Source organism: Faecalibacterium tardum, assembly GCF_040096515.1.
Taxonomy (GTDB): domain Bacteria; phylum Bacillota; class Clostridia; order Oscillospirales; family Ruminococcaceae; genus Faecalibacterium; species Faecalibacterium tardum.
Window position 1 is genome coordinate 1 of the sequence record NZ_JBBMEO010000039.1, and the last position, 15,043, is coordinate 15,043.

General features: G+C 59.9%; 12 protein-coding genes. 3 read left to right on the forward strand and 9 right to left on the reverse strand.

Annotation, left to right across the window (positions count from 1 at the left end):
• Nucleotides 1-214 precede the first annotated feature (214 nt).
• Entirely contained in the window at nt 215-1,582 is a 1,368-nt protein-coding gene (locus tag WMO44_RS13310) for an MATE family efflux transporter (RefSeq protein WP_349152879.1), read from the reverse strand.
• 39 nt (nt 1,583-1,621) lie between these two features.
• On the reverse strand, nt 1,622-1,975 hold the full coding sequence (locus WMO44_RS13315; RefSeq protein WP_349152880.1) for a hypothetical protein: 354 nt from the start codon (nt 1,973-1,975) through the stop codon (nt 1,622-1,624).
• Here WMO44_RS13315 and WMO44_RS13320 point away from each other — a divergent pair.
• The 3 genes from WMO44_RS13320 to WMO44_RS13330 all read left to right on the forward strand — a co-directional run bounded on the left by WMO44_RS13320 (nt 1,965) and on the right by WMO44_RS13330 (nt 4,097).
• Nucleotides 1,965-2,600 carry a phosphoribosyltransferase gene (locus WMO44_RS13320; RefSeq protein ID WP_097785752.1) on the forward strand — a complete coding sequence of 212 codons (636 nt, stop codon included), beginning with the start codon at nt 1,965-1,967 and terminating at the stop codon, nt 2,598-2,600. The two genes, WMO44_RS13315 and WMO44_RS13320, sit on opposite strands and share 11 nt — an antisense overlap.
• 389 nt (nt 2,601-2,989) lie before the next feature.
• The gene (locus WMO44_RS13325; protein WP_349152881.1) at nt 2,990-3,820 is read left to right on the forward strand and encodes an MYG1 family protein; all 831 of its coding nucleotides are present in this window, start codon (nt 2,990-2,992) and stop codon (nt 3,818-3,820) included.
• Nucleotides 3,804-4,097, forward strand: coding sequence for a GIY-YIG nuclease family protein (locus WMO44_RS13330; RefSeq protein WP_249252919.1), 294 nt, complete (start codon nt 3,804-3,806; stop codon nt 4,095-4,097). The genes WMO44_RS13325 and WMO44_RS13330 overlap by 17 nt, the downstream gene beginning before the upstream one ends.
• Before the next feature lie 260 nt (nt 4,098-4,357).
• On the opposite strand, the gene WMO44_RS13335 is transcribed toward WMO44_RS13330, so the two are convergent.
• The 7 genes from WMO44_RS13335 to argH form a co-directional block, all read right to left on the reverse strand.
• Nucleotides 4,358-7,735, reverse strand: a complete 3,378-nt coding sequence (locus WMO44_RS13335; protein ID WP_349152882.1) for a hypothetical protein — start codon at nt 7,733-7,735, stop codon at nt 4,358-4,360.
• Between the two features lie 415 nt (nt 7,736-8,150).
• Complete coding sequence (gene argF / locus WMO44_RS13340; RefSeq protein ID WP_349152883.1) at nt 8,151-9,065, reverse strand: ornithine carbamoyltransferase; 915 nt, start codon at nt 9,063-9,065, stop codon at nt 8,151-8,153.
• Nucleotides 9,062-10,264 (reverse strand): aspartate aminotransferase family protein, encoded by a 1,203-nt coding sequence (locus WMO44_RS13345; RefSeq protein WP_055186683.1) that lies wholly within the window; start codon nt 10,262-10,264, stop codon nt 9,062-9,064. The genes argF and WMO44_RS13345 overlap by 4 nt, the downstream gene beginning before the upstream one ends.
• A 99-nt stretch (nt 10,265-10,363) precedes the next feature.
• Entirely contained in the window at nt 10,364-11,218 is an 855-nt protein-coding gene (gene argB, locus WMO44_RS13350; RefSeq protein ID WP_349152884.1) for an acetylglutamate kinase, read from the reverse strand.
• A 79-nt stretch (nt 11,219-11,297) separates the two neighbouring features.
• Complete coding sequence (argJ, locus tag WMO44_RS13355) at nt 11,298-12,527, reverse strand: bifunctional glutamate N-acetyltransferase/amino-acid acetyltransferase ArgJ (protein WP_349151292.1); 1,230 nt, start codon at nt 12,525-12,527, stop codon at nt 11,298-11,300.
• Nucleotides 12,528-12,560: 33 nt separating this feature from the next.
• The gene (gene argC / locus WMO44_RS13360) at nt 12,561-13,502 is read right to left on the reverse strand and encodes an N-acetyl-gamma-glutamyl-phosphate reductase (protein WP_349152885.1); all 942 of its coding nucleotides are present in this window, start codon (nt 13,500-13,502) and stop codon (nt 12,561-12,563) included.
• The gene (gene argH / locus WMO44_RS13365; protein ID WP_349152886.1) at nt 13,499-14,899 is read right to left on the reverse strand and encodes an argininosuccinate lyase; all 1,401 of its coding nucleotides are present in this window, start codon (nt 14,897-14,899) and stop codon (nt 13,499-13,501) included. The genes argC and argH overlap by 4 nt, the downstream gene beginning before the upstream one ends.
• Nucleotides 14,900-15,043 lie beyond the last annotated feature (144 nt).

A 15,043-nucleotide genomic window follows, 5' to 3' on the forward strand; every position in this document is an offset into this window, starting at 1 on the left:
GCTGCGCGACAGCTCCCCCGAGGGGGAGCAAGCGCTCGCCCGCAGCGCCGCGCTTTCGCAGAAAGCGGCGCTGCAAATGCCGTTTTCCTTCACGACCCCACCCGTGAAAATACAATGCCGGAGCGTCCGCAGACGCTCCGGCATTGTTCTATTAAAAATAGTTTTTCCGCTGATTATGCGCAGAGCGCAGCGGAGCGCATTCCAATCGTATGCGTTATACCTTTGCAGCGCCACGCTCCAGAATACCGTTGAAGCGGGAGAAGAAGGTGATGGTGGTAATGGTAGCCGCCAGAATATCGCTGACCGGCTCTGCCAGAAAGACGCCGAACACCGGGTCCGGCAGCAGGTGCGGCAGAATGAAGATGAGCGGGATCAGCAAAATGATCTTGCGCAGACAGGCCAGCAGCAAGCTGACCTTGGCCTGACCCAGCGCCATAAAGCTCTGCTGGCAGGCGATCTGGAAGCCCATGGCAAAGATACCTGCCATGTAGATGCGCATGGACCATGTGGTGTAGTCGATCAGCGCCGTATCCGAGGTGAAGATGCCCGCCACAGCCCCCGGCGCCAGCATCATGAGCAGCCAGAACAGGCAGGTGTAGCAGCTGCACAGAGTCAGCTGGAAGCGGAACGCCTCTTTGACGCGGAGCTTTTTGCCCGCGCCGAAATTGAAGCTCATCACCGGCTGACCGCCCTGACAGATACCCTGAATGGGCAGGGTGCACAGCTGGGAAGCGCTGGTGATGACGGTCATGGCACCCACAGCCACATCGCCGCCGTACCGCGCCAGACTGGAGCTGAAACTGATGGACAGCAGGCTCTCAGTGGACATCATCACAAAGGTGGAGATGCCCAGCGCCATCACCGGCAGGATGACCTTCTTTTCCGGGCGCATATAGTCCTTGCGCAGGCGCAGGATGGTCTTTTTGCCGGTGAGGAAGTGCAGGATCCACACCGCGCCCACAGCCTGACTGAGCACGGTGGCAATGGCAGCGCCCCGCACGCCCAGCCCCAGACCAAAGATCAGGATGGGGTCGAGAATAATGTTGATGACCGCACCGATGACGGTGGTAAGCATACTGGTCTTGGCAAAGCCCTGCGTGGTGATGAAGGGGTTCATGCCCAGCACCAGCAGCACGAACACCGAGCCCAGAATGTAGATGCGGCTGTACACCAGCGCATAGGGCAGGGTGGCGTCACTGGCGCCAAAGAGCCGCAGCAGGGTGGGTGCTCCGGCGTAGAACACTACGGTCAGCACCACCGAGAAGAGCAGCAGCATGGTAAAGCTGTTGGAGATGATCTTCTCCGCCTGCTCCTTGTCGCCCTGTCCCAGCGCAATGGCGGTGCGGGGTGCGCCGCCCGCGCCCACCAGCATGGCGAATGCGTTCAGCAGCATAAGGATGGGGGTGAACAGTCCCACGCCGGTCAGCGCTGCCGCGCCGATGCCGGCGATATGTCCGATGTAAATGCGGTCCACGATGTTATACAGCAGGTTGACCACCTGTGCAACGACCGCCGGGATCATGAGCTGTAGCATCAGCTTTTTTACGCTGCCGGAGCCCATGTCCTGTTTTGCCTGTGCCATGGAAGTGATTCTCCTTTTACTTCAAATTTGAACTTTCTCTTATATTATACTCAAAACCCGCAAAAATACCAGTCCCTTTTTGCAAAATTTTCCGTGTTGCGCAAAAAAGCGTGTTCCTCCCCTGCCGCAGTACTGGTCTTGCCGCTGTGCCCCCTTTGCGGTGCGGCATTCCGGGCGGCAGCGGCCTTTGCATCCAAGTTTTCGGCGATATGTCTGTAAAAAAGCAAGGTTTTTCGTCAAGTTTGTGTCTTGTGCACAGCGGCATTTTTCAGTACAATAAAGAAGCAGAGAAGAAAAATAAGCGCTGCGATCAAAATGGGTCGCCGCGCTGTTTTGTATTTTGCGGCGCAGCTGCGCCCGGTGAAAAAAGGAGTGCTGTACAATGATCAACATGGTCAAGCTTCCCACCAGCAAAAGCGAACTGTTCCTGCGGGTGGCCAAGGGACATTTTGCCACCAGTCACAGCCACATCAACTATTACATCGACGTAACCACCCAAAAGACCCGCCTTTCCGAGGCCAAGGCCGTGGCAAAGGAGCTGGTCAACGCTTACCAGCACAGCACCATCGTGGATACCGTGCTCTGCTTGGACGGCACACAGGTCATTGGCACCTGCCTTGCCAACGAGCTGACCAAGGACGGCTTTACCAATATGAACGCCCACAAGACCATCTACATCGTCACGCCGGAATACACCTCCGGCAGCCAGATCATTCTGCGGGACAATCTTGCTCCCATGGTCAAGGGCAAGCACGTCCTCATTCTGGCGGCATCCATCACCACCGGCTACACCATTCAGGCAGCCGTGGAAGCCGTAAACTACTACGGCGGCATCGTGGCCGGACTTTCGGCGATTTTTGCCACCACCCACGAGTGCCTTGGCTACCCGGTCACCTCCATCTTTGACCCCACCAGCCTGCCGGATTACGCCAGCTTCGACTCCCGCGACTGCCCCCTGTGCAAGGCCGGGCAGCACATTGACGCGCTGGTGAACAGCTTCGGCTACTCGGCGCTGTAACGCAAATGCCAAATGATTGAAAATGCGCTCCGCGTTGCTCTGCGCATATTCAGAGGAAGATATCTTTTTAATTTCGGGGTTCAGGAAAGTCTGCGGACTTTCCTGAACCCCTTTTTCACAGAGAAAGAATATTAAATGCAGTTTTCCGCTGCGTCCCCTCTCGTGAAAATGGGATAGTGGAGCGTCCGCAGACGCTCCGCTATCCCGAAATAAAAATAATTCTTCCGCTATTGATGCGCAGAGCGCAGCGGAGCGCATTCCAAATCGTCCCGCGCAAAAGGAACGGCGGCGCTGCCGTTCCTTTTTGTTGTCCCACGGGCGGGATTGTGCTATACTGATACCAGACAAAACCAAGGTGTATCTGAAAGTAAAGAAGAGGTATCAAATCCATGAAAATTCCCGCAAACGGTTTTACCCACGCCGGCAAGTTCCATGCCGATGACGTGTTTGCTACGGCGCTATTGCAAATTCTGCGCCCGGATATCAAGATCACCCGCGGCTTTACCGTGCCTGACGATTTTGAGGGCATCGTGTACGATATCGGCTTTGGGATGTTCGACCACCATCAGGAGCCCCGGGAGTACCGCGCAAACGGCGTGCCCTACGCAGCCTTTGGTCTGCTGTGGCGGGTGCTTGGTCCCGGCCTTGTGGGCGAGCGGCAGGCGCGGCTCATTGACGAAAACTTCATCCAGCCGCTGGACCTGAACGACAACACCGGCGAGCAGAACAGCCTGTGCGATGCCATTGGCTTTTTCAACCCGGTGTGGGACTCCAAGGAGGATCAGGACAGCTGCTTTTTCAAGGCGGTGGCTGTGGCAAAGCAGATCCTGGAAAACCAGATCGACAGCGCCAACGCCGTGAACCGCGCGGACGAAAAAGTACAGCAGGCCTACCGCAGCTCCCGCGACGGCATCGTGGTGCTGCCCTGCTATCTGCCGTGGAAAAACGGCCTGTACAAGACCGACGCCCTGTTTGTGGTGTACCCCAGCCAGCGCGGCGGGTGGAGCGCCCAGTGCGTCACCGACCACAAGACCAAAAAGTCCAAGCTGCCCTTCCCCCAGTCCTGGGCGGGACAGCCGCAGGAGGTCATCGAGCAGAAGAGCGGCATCCCGGGCATCAGCTTCTGCCACGCCAGCCGTTTTCTCATCACCGCCAAGGACAAGGAGACCGCCCTTGCCGCCTGCCGTCAGGTGCTGAAAAACAATGGACGCCTTGCCTGACGCCGCCTACGTCTACATGGTGCGCTGCACCGGCGGGCAGCTGTACACCGGTTGGACGAACCACCCCGCCGCCCGGCTGAAAGCGCACCAGAGCGGCAAAGGTGCCCGCTACACCCGCGCCCACGGCGCGGTGGGCTTTGCCTATCTAGAGCGCTGCGCGGACAAACGCGCCGCCCTGCGCCGGGAAGCCGCCCTGAAAAAGCTCTCCAAGCCGGAAAAAGAGGTGCTGTGCGCCGCATGGCGCGCCGCCGGGTGTCCCGGGGTGGAGACGATTTGAAATGCCCTCCGCTGCGCTTTGGGCATATTCAGCGGAAGAATTATTTTAATTTTCGGGATAGCGGAGCGTCTGCGGACGCTCCGCTATCCCATTTTCACGGGTGGGGTCGTAATGGCAAACGGCATTTACAGCGCCTGCTTCCTGCGGAAGCGGCGGCGCTGCGGGGAATCCCCTCCTACACAACACAGCAAGGCCGTCCGGCATTCGCCGGACGGCCTTGCTGCGCTTATTGGAAAGGATCGATCAGGAGATGGCAATGGTTATTTCGCCAGACCCAGCTTTTTCAGCTGGCTCCAAGCACGGATGACCTGTACTTTGGTCACATGCTTGCCGGGCGTAAAGACGCCCTCGCCCATGTCGGGCAGCAGCCCGGCCTCCACAGCCCAGCGGGCTGCCTTGGCGGTGTCAGGCTCGGCTACATCGCTGTAAACAGCGGGTGCAGCGGGTTCAGGTTTGCCTGCGGTGCTCCACAGCAGCACTGCCAGCTGCTCCCGGGTGCTCGGGATGGCCGTGCCCTTGGGCAGCAGGTCTACAAGGATGCTGCCGGTAACGAACTCGTAACCGATCACTGCGCAGCCAGCAAACATTGCCGTTGTACCGGCCAGAATGCCCACCGTTTGCAGCGGGCTGTACTCGGTGCTGTCCTCCTCCGGCGGCTGCTCTGGCTGCTCCACCGTGGTGGTCTCGGCGGTGATCGTCAGGCTCTTTGCGGGCATTCTGAAGGTCAGGGTGCGCTGCTTAAAGGCATCCTCTGTCAGCGGTTCGCCTGCGGCATCTATCAGGTCTGCCGGGCTCAGTGCGCCGTCAGCGCCGCTCACTATCCACTGGGCAAAGTGCACGGTGTCGGTGTCCGGGTAAGCGGTCAGGCTGACCAGCTGTCCTGCTTTCAGGGCGCTTGCGTCTGCATCCTCGGGCAGGGTGATGTCCGCACCGGCAACGGTAAGCTGATAGGTCTTTTCCGGTTCAGGGTCGATCGTGCCTGTTTTTGTAATGCGGAACGAGCCTGTTTTAACAGTGCCGCCCACATACCGTGCGCTGCCTGCGGCGGTGACGGTATAGCTGTATTCGCCCGGTTCAGTAGGAGCACCGTTCAGTGCTTCACCATTCTGCTTGTAGGTCACGGTGATCTCGCCGTAGTCCTTATCACTGGTGTTCTTAACGGTTACTTCCTTGGCGCTGCCGTTATAGGTCAGGTCAGTGGGCTCTGTCACGGTAAAGTCTGCGGGGGTCAGTGCAGCCTTCTGGATGGTAAACGTGTTATACTTCGGGGTCACATCACCGCCCGCGCAGGTGGCGGTAGCTGCTACATTCGCGGTAAAGGTGTAAGTGCCCGGCTCAACGGGAGCGCCGCTCAGCGCTACACCATTCTGCTTGTAGGTCACGGTAACATCGCCGTATTTCTTGGTGGCGCTGTCCTTCACGTCCACTTCCACCCTCTTGGGGTTGCCGTCATAGGTCAGGTCGTTGGGCAGGACAAAGGCAAAGTCTGCGGGGTCTGCCGGCGGCAGCTCTGCCGTGCCCTCGCCGGTGGCGCTCAGATTGAGGATATGGGTCTGCGGGATGTTATACTTGCTCAGGTCGATGGTGCTGGTGTAGCGCTCTGTATCATAGCGCTTAGAGCCGCTATAAGCTACGCCGTTCACGCTCTTGATGGGCGCGTGGGTGATGACCGAGATGGTATCCTGATCGGTGTCAACGTAGAGGGTGGAGGTTTTTGCGTCCCAAATACCCTCCATCATGCCATTGATGCCGTTGATGTATTTTTTAGCGTACTCGGCATCTTCCGGTGCAGTGTAGTTCAGGGTGTAGTAATCCGCAGCGCCATTCAGGTCTTTGGTATCCTTTGCCACCAGCGCGTGGATGATGGGGTTATTCTGAATAATGCCGCCCTCATTATAGACAACGGTGCACTCGCCGCCGTCAATGATGGGCTGGTAGGGCTCTGCGTTGCCGTCATAGCCGGCCGTATTTTCCACTGGCAGCTTCAGGGTGCTCTTACTGTTTTTGACCGTGCCGCCGTTTTGGATCACGGCAGTGCCGGTGTAACCGGCGCTGTTATAGCAGCCGTCCAGTACAGCCCTATTGGAAGCCATGTTGGCCAGCAGCCAGCCGGTGATATCCAGCGCAGAGTTGCGGATGGTAGCGGGCTGCGCCGGGTCGCGCCAACCGTTGCCGATGTATCTAAAGCACAGCACCGAGTCCTTCACAAGGCCGTCATTGTAAAGGCTCTGCGCGCTGTTCAGCTTGGCATCCGTGATGACGCCGCCCTCCCTATTGTACACATACCGGGTGGAGTTCAGCATACCGCTGAAGGTGCCGTAGTTTTCAACCGCAAATTTTACTGTACCGGCCTTATTTGTCACCTTGTCGAAGTCCAGCACAGCGTCCTTCTCGATGGTCAGGGTGGGGACATCGTTTGTAAACAGTTCTGCGTGCTTGTGGTTCGGTTCAAAGGACCAGCCGTTGCCCTTGGCACCGTAGACGCCGCCGTCCGTACCCTTGGGGAAGCCGTTCTTTTCAATGACCAGTTCTTCCAAAGTGACACTGTTGAGCTGGACAGCTTCCGTGCCCACAGTAAAGCTGACCGCGCCGTCCTTGGCTTTATAGCTCAGCTTGTCGTCGCCGCTGAAAACACTTTCCAGCTTGCAGGTGGGCTTCAGGGTGACACTGGTATTGGGAGCGACATAGAGAGTACTATAAGCATCTGCCGACCACTCGTTCACCGTGCCGTCCGCTGCCACTGCGACAGGGGCGTACACCGGAGCACTGGCTGCATCGATGGCTGCAAGGCCATCGCGGTCTGTCACAAAGTAGCCGCCGTTGACGGCTGCGCCCTCGGGCAGCGGGTCATCTTCAGTGGTGAACAGACCGCCGTTGACGGTACATTTATCTTCTGCAACATACAGCTTGTCGTTGAACAGACCGCCATTGATGATGATTTCCGTTGTCCTTTTAAGATCCGTGAGCGAGCTTTCAAAGCTGCCGCCGTTGATGACGATCTTTTCACAATTGTCGATATCCACGGAGCAGGTGCGCTTGCCCTTAAAGGTGCCGCCGTTGATGGTAAGGGTACCCGCTGCTTTAACGGTCACGCCGCTGGTATAACTCCCCTCTTCAAAGGTGCCATCTTCAATGGTGACCTCGCCGCCCGCAGCATTAACAATGGCATTTCCTTTAAAGGTGCCGTCGCTGATGACAGCCCCGGCTTCACAGATCACCTTGCCGTAGAAGGTGCCGCCGGAGATGGTGCCCGCGTTGGTCACGGTATAGCCGTTATGGTATTCCGAGCCGATCCGCGCCTCCTGCAGGGTGGCATTGGGCTCGATCTTCACGTTCAATTTGCTGTAATTATTGGAGCTGCTGTAACTATAATGGTGGAGCCGGAAGGTGCCGTCTTTCAGGGTGAGCGTATTGCTGGTCTCATCGTAGGACCAGCTGCCTTTGCCGCCGCCGAAGGGGTCGCCGGCGGGCTTGCCAGACCAGTCATCTGGAAAGATATCGGTGACATCGTCGTTTTCCTCTGCCAGTGCGGCGGCGCTGGCGGTGTCGGGCGGGGCGCTCTGGGCAAGGGCGGGCAGCGGCATTGCGGTCAGTGCCATGCTCAGCGCCAGAACCATGCTGATGAGCCGTTTTTGCATAAGATCCTCTCCTTTTTAAGCGCCCTTCCAAGCCGGGCGTTTTTTGTTGTACCCAGTGTACCACGTTTTGCCCGCTTTGGACGGTTTTGGGCACGAATCGCCCCGCAAATGCGCTGAAACGACCCGGCGCGCCGGACGCACCCGCAAAAAACAGAAAACCGCCCGGTTTGCGGTTACCGGACGGTTTTCTGCTCTATAGGAATTATGGGAATGGCATATTAAACAGAGCACTGCTCTGTGCTTGTAGTATACCACGAACGGCGGCAAAAGTGGTGCATTTCTGCGTGAATGGCCCCTGAAATGCATCGAATCGCCCCGAAAAGCCCTAAAAAAGCCCTTGCGCACCCTTTCGGGGCGCAAAAAAGGGACTGCCGCACAGCGCTGTGCGGCAGTCCCCTGTATGGGTCATTGCATTTTACTTGCCCGCCAGCAGCACCGCCAGCACGGCTTTCTGGACGTGGAGGCGGTTCTCCGCTTCGTCAAAGATCTCGTCCGCGTGCTGCTCGAACAGGGCGGTGGAGATCTCCTCGCCCCGGTGGGCGGGCAGACAGTGCAGCACCAGCGCGTTGGGCTTTGCGTTTTCCAGCAGACGGCCGGTGAGCTGGAAGCCCACAAAATCCCGCAGACGCTGCTCGCTCTCGGCAGTGCCGGGGGCGGTGGTGTTCCATGCGGCGGTAGCTACGATGTCCGCATCCCGCAGACCTTCGGCGGGGTCGGTGGTCAGGTGGAAGGCATTGCCGTATTTGCGGGCAAACATCAGCACATCCGCTGCCGGGCGGTAGCCCGGAGGACAGACGCAGGATACCTGCATCCCTGCCAAAAGGCCGCCCACAATCAGACTGTTTGCCATGTTGCTGCCGTCGCCCACAAAGCAGAGCTTCAGCCCTGCCAGCGTGCCCCGGCGCTCCCGGATGGTCATCAGGTCTGCCAGCACCTGACAGGGGTGGGCGTAGTCGGTCAGGCCGTTGATCACCGGAATGCCGGAAAGCTCGGCCAGTTCCTCCAAGTCCCGCTGGCGGTAGGTGCGCCAGACGGCGCAGTCGTAGTAGCGCCCCAGCACCCGGGCGGTGTCCCGCAAAGGCTCGCCGCGCCCGGCCTGCAATTCGGCGGTGTTTATGTAGTTGCCAAGACCGCCCATCTGGTACACGCCCACCTCAAAGCTGGTGCGGGTGCGGGTGGACGCCTTAGAGAACAGCAGCGCCACGCTTTTGCCCGCCAGCAGCGGCTCGGTGCGGCCCGCCTTGCAGTCCGCTTTCAGCTGGTCTGCCACATCCAGAATGTGGGTCAGCTCGGCGGGGGAAAGGTCGCCCATTTTCAGCAGATTTTTCATGCCTGCTCCTTCGGAGCTGTCGGCTCCATCGTGCCCAGCACCTCGGCCAGCACCTCCAGCGCCATGTCTACTTCGTGCTCGGAGACGGTCAGCGGCGGCAGCAGACGCAGCCGGGTCTTGGCGGTAAGCACCAGCAAGCCCTTTTCGCGGCAGGCAGCCAGCACATCCGCAGCCTGTACATCAAAGAATTCGATGCCCACCATCAGGCCGATGCCGGAAATGTTCTTGACGTGAGGCAGCTTTGCCAGACCGGTGCGCAGCTGTACGGCGCGCTCGCTGACCTGTGCAAGGAAGCTCTGGTCCAGACGGTCCACCACCACATTTGCACCGGCGCAGACCACCGGGTTGCCGCCAAAGGTGGAGCCGTGGGTGCCGGGGCCCATGCCCTCGGCTACCTTTTCATTCATCAGCACCGCGCCGATGGGCAGGCCGCCGCCCAGCCCCTTGGCAAGGGTTACGATGTCCGGCTTAAGGTTATAGTGCTCACAGCACAGGAAGGTGCCGGTGCGGCCTACGCCGGTCTGCACCTCGTCCACGATGAGCACAAGGTCTTTTTCGTCGCACAAAGCGCGCACAGCCTGTACATAGTCCGGGTCCAGCGCCATCACGCCGCCCTCGCCCTGAATCAGTTCCATCATCACGGCGCAGGTGTGACGGTCCACCAGCTCCCGCAGCGCTTCAATATCCCCCGCCGGGACGTACTGGAAGCCCTCGTTGAAGGGGCCGAAGTAGTTGTGGAACACCTCCTGCCCGGTGGCGGTCAGGGTGGCAAGGGTGCGGCCATGGAAGCTGTTGACCAGCGTGATGACGTTATAGCGGTCCTTGCCGTAATGGTCTACGCTGTACTTGCGGGCGGCCTTGATGGCGCCCTCGTTGGCTTCGGCACCGGAGTTGCCGAAGAACACCTTACTCATACCGGTGCGCTTGCACAGCTTTTTCGCCAGCTTGCCGCAGGGTGCGGTGTAGTAGAGGTTGGAGGTGTGCTGCAATTTGTGTGCCTGCTGGGACACGGCCTCTGCCCATGCAAGGTCGCAGTAGCCAAGGCTGTTCACCCCGATGCCGCTGGTGAAGTCCAGATACTTCTGTCCCTCCGGGCCCTCGGCGTACAGCCCGTGGCCTTTTTCCAGCACAACGGGGTTGCGGTTATAGGTGTGCAGGACGTACTCGTTGTCCCGCTTGATGACTTTTTCAGAATCCATAGGTGTACCTCCTGTGAATAGAAGTTCCGCGCATGCGCTGCTCCCCCGGAGGGAGCGTTTTTTCTATTATAATACTGCTTTTTCGCTTGCGCAATCTTTTTATTCGCGGTGGCTGCGGCGGTAAAAGCGGGTACCGGAGCCGCGGTCGGAGAACAGTTCCAGCAGGATGGAGTGCGGCACACGGCCATCGATGATGACCGCCTCGTGCACGCCCTGATAGATGGCATCTGCCATGCCGCCGATCTTGGGGATCATGCCGCCCGCAATGATGCCGGCGGACTTGTAGCCCTCGATCTCGGTCACCTCCACCTCGGGGATGAGGGTGGTCTCGTCCTCCTTATCCCGCAGCAGACCCGCGATATCGGTCATGGACACCAGCTTTTCGGCCTTGAGGGCAATGGCGATCTGGGCCGCGGCGGTGTCCGCGTTGACGTTGTACGCCTGCCCGAGGTCGTCCATGCCCACGGTGGCGATCACCGGAATAAAGCCGCCGTCCAGCAGGCTTTCGATCAGGGTCGCGTCCACATGGACGATCTCGCCCACATGACCCAGCTGCGGGTCCAGCTCGGTGCAGCGGAGCATCTGTCCGTCCATGCCGCACAGACCCACGCCGCGCCCGCGCAGCTTTGCCACAAGGTCTTTGTTCACCTTACCGGCCAGCACCTGCTGCACGATCTCCATGGTGGCATCGTCCGTCACCCGCAGACCGTTGGCGAAGCGGCTCTCCACGCCCACCTTTTTCAGCATCTCGTTGATGGCAGGCCCGCCGCCGTGCACCAGCACCACCCGCACGCCCAGCAGCGTCAGGGTGACAAGGTCGTTCATCACGGCGTTTTTCAAGCTCTCGTTGATCATGGCGTTGCCGCCGTACTTGATGACCATGGTCCTGCCATGGTACTTCTGGATATAAGGGGTGGCCTCCGAAAAAAGCCGCGCCATTTCTTCGTTTTTCATATACTCTCCGTTGCTCCTTGCCGTTAGCGTTCTTGGCTCCCCCTTCGGGGGAGCTGGCGCGCAGCGCCTGAGAGGGTTGTCAGGTTCTGTAATCGCCGTTGATCTTCACATAGTCGTAGGTCAGGTCGCAGCCCCATGCCTTGGCGCTTGCCTCGCCGGTGCCCATATCCACCTTGACCAGAATATCGTGCTCAGCCAGCACCTTGGCGGCTTCGTCCTCGCTGTACGGATGGTAAGCGGCGTTCTCGCACACATACACCTCGCCCGCCTTGCTGGAAAGCCAGACGCAGACCTTATCAATGGAGAAATCGCCGGGCGTATAGCCAATGGCGCACAGGATGCGTCCCCAGTTGGCATCGCGGCCAAAGACCGCCGCCTTGAACAGGTTGGAGCAGACCACGCTGCGGCTGACGGCGCGGGCGGTCTTGAGGTCGGGTGCATGGGTCACCTCGCAGGTGATCAGGTGGGTGGCACCCTCGCCGTCTCCGGCGTGCTCGGCGCACATGTGCTCTGCAATGGCGGTCAGCGCTGCCACAAAAGCGGCGTAGTCCGCGTTTTCTTCGCAGATCTCCGGGTTGCCCGCCAGACCGGACGCCATGATGATCAGGGTATCGTTGGTGGAGGTATCCAGATCCACGCTCATCTGGTTATAGGTACCGGGCACAACGGTCTTGAGCGCCTTTTCCAGCAGCGCGGGCGAGACGGCGGCATCGGTGGTGTAGAACGCCAGCATGGTGGCCATGTTGGGGGCGATCATGCCGCTGCCCTTGCCGATGGCACCCACGGTGCACACCTTGCCGCCCAACTCGAACTGAATGGCGTACTCCTTTTTATGGGTGTCAGTGGTCATGATGGCGGTGGCAGCGTCCGTGCTGCCCTGCGCGGTGGCAGCCAGCTTTTCCGCTGCCGCCGGGATGCCCCGGGCAAAGGGATCGATGACCATGGGCTGACCGATGACGCCGGTAGAGGCGGGCAGAACATCCTTTTCATCAATATTCAGCGCCTTGCCCACCAGTGCACAGCACTCCTCAGCCAGCGCCACGCCGTTGGCGGCGCAGGTGTTGGCGTTGCCGCTGTTTACCACAATGGCCTGTGCATAGCCATCCGCCAGATGGGCGCGGTCCACCTTGATGGGCGCACCGCAGACCTTGTTGGTGGTGTACACGCCCGCAGCAGCGCAGCGCACCTCGGCCTTGATGAGTGCCAGATCGTATTTTTCGCTGTGATTTGCCCGGATGCCGCAATGGACACCGGCGGCGGCAAAGCCCTTGGGCGCGCAGATGCCGCCCGCAACTTCCTTATACTGCATAACGATTTTCCTTTCCCACAAAGAAAAACAAGTTTATTCCAACCCTTTAGTCTCTTCCAGACCCAGCATCAGGTTCATGCACTGGACGGCGGCACCGGAAGAGCCTTTGCCCAGATTATCAAACAGCGAGACCAGCATCATCTGGTCTCCCGCGGCGTTCACGGTCAGGTACAGCTCCATGCGGTCAGTGCCCGCCATGGCATTGGAGTACAGGCCGTTTTCCGGCAGCGGCTCGTTCAGGCCGTGCACCTTGACGGTGGCGGCGTCCTTGTAGTAATCCGCAAGGGCGGCAGCCACGGCCTCGGCGGTAGTGCCCGCAAGGCCAAGATCCAGCGGCACCAGCACCTGCATGCCGCAGTAGTAGTCGCACACCACCGGCACGAACATCGGCTTGTGCGCAAGGCCGCTGATCTTCTGCATCTCCGGCAGGTGCTTGTGGCCAAGGCTCAGGCCGTAGCTCTTGGGCGCATCCAGCTTGCTGTGCGCCGGGCGGTCGGGGCTTTCGTAGTCCGCGATCATCTTTTTACCGCCGCCGGAGTAGCCGGAGATGCCGGTGCAGCTGAAGGGGTAGCTTTGCGGCACTAGTCCCAGCTCCACCAGCGGGCGGGCAATGCTGATAAAGCCGCTGGCATAGCAGCCGGGCACTGCCACGCGGTAAGAGTTCTGAATTTTTTCCTTCTGTCCCTTCAGCTCCGGGAAACCGTAGTCCCATGCGGCGTCGGTGCGGAAGGCGGTGGAGGTGTCCAGCACCTTCACATCCGGGCGCAGCAGGGGCATGACTTCTTTAGAAGCCGCATCCGGCAGGCAGAGGAAGGCAAGGTCGGCAGAATTGATGACCTTTGCCCGCTCGTGCACGTCCTTGCGCCCTTCGGCAGAGATGGACAGCAGCTCGATCTCCGACCGTTCGGCCAGACGGTCGGCGATGCGCAGGCCGGTGGTGCCGGAAGAGCCATCAATAAATACCTTTACCTTCATGCGTTTTCCTCCTCCCATGCGTCCAGCCGCGCCGTTGCCAGCGCGATCTGCTTTTCTACGCTGGCGGCGCTGGGGCCGCCGTAGCTGGTGCGTCCCTCGCAGCAGTGCACAAGGTCGATGGCATCATAGATATCGGCCCCGAACAGCGGGCTGTAACTCTGGAACTGGGTCAGGGTCAGCTCCTCCAGCGTTTTGTCGGCGGCAATGCAGTCCGACACCATGCAGCCGGTCAGCTTGTAGGCATCCCGGAAGGGCATCCCCTTCTTGGTCAGGTAGTCGGCGCAGTCGGTGGCGTTGATAAAGCCCTTTGCGGCGGCGCGGCGCATATTGGCGGGCAGAGTCTTCATGGTATCCAGCATGGGGGTGATGGTCTTGAGGCAGAGTTCCAAGGTATCCACTGCATCAAAGATGGCTTCCTTGTCCTCCTGCATATCCTTGTTGTAGGCCAGCGGCAGGCCCTTCATCATCACCAGCAGGGTGTTCAGGTCGCCGTACACCCGGCCGGTCTTGCCGCGGATCAGCTCGGTAACGTCGGGGTTCTTCTTCTGGGGCATGATGGACGAGCCGGTGGTAAAGGCATCGTCCAGCTCAATGAACTTGAACTCCCAGCTGCACCACAGGATGATCTCCTCCGAAAGGCGGGACAGATGCATCATGCAGATGGAGATGGCGCTTGCAAGCTCGATGCAGAAATCACGGTCAGACACGCCGTCCAGACTGTTGGCACAGGGGGCGGCGAAGCCAAGCTTTTCGGCGGTGAAATCCCGGTCCAGCGGGTAGGTGGTGCCCGCCAGTGCGCCAGAGCCCAGCGGGCACTGGCTGTCCATGCGGGCGGTGGCGTCCGCAAAACGGTCAAGGTCGCGCAGCAGCATGGAAGCGTAGGCCATCAGCGCGTGGCCGAAGGTGATGGGCTGGGCACGCTGCAAATGGGTGTAGCCGGGCATGACGGCGGCGGTGTTCTCCGCTGCCTTTTTGCACAGCACCCGCACCAGCTCCACGATGTAGGCCTGCAAAGTTTTGCTGTAATCCCGCAGAGTCAGGCGGATATCCAGCGCCACCTGATCGTTGCGGCTGCGGCCGGTGTGCAGCCGCTTGCCCGCATCCCCGATACGGGCGGTCAGGGTCTGTTCCACAAAGGTGTGCACGTCCTCGGCGGCGGGGTCGATGGTCAGCGCACCGCTGGACAGATCGTCCGCGATGGAAGCCAGACCGCTGAGGATATCCGTGCAGTCCTGCTCCGAGATGATGCCCTGCCGTGCCAGCATGGCGGCGTGGACGCCGCTGCCGCGCATATCCTGCGCGATCATCCGCTGGTCGAAGCGGATGGAGGAGTTGAAGTCGTTGACGCGGCTGTCCACTGCCTTGGAAAACCGACCCTTCCAGAGTTGTTCTGCCATAATAAGCTCCTTAACCGTAAACAGGCAGCTATCCCGCGCCCTCATCAGTCAGCTGACGCTGACAGCTTCCCCCGACCGGGGGAAGCCTTCAAGGTGCCGCCGTGTCGAAAGCCTTCCCCCAGACGGGGGAAGGTGGCATGACGC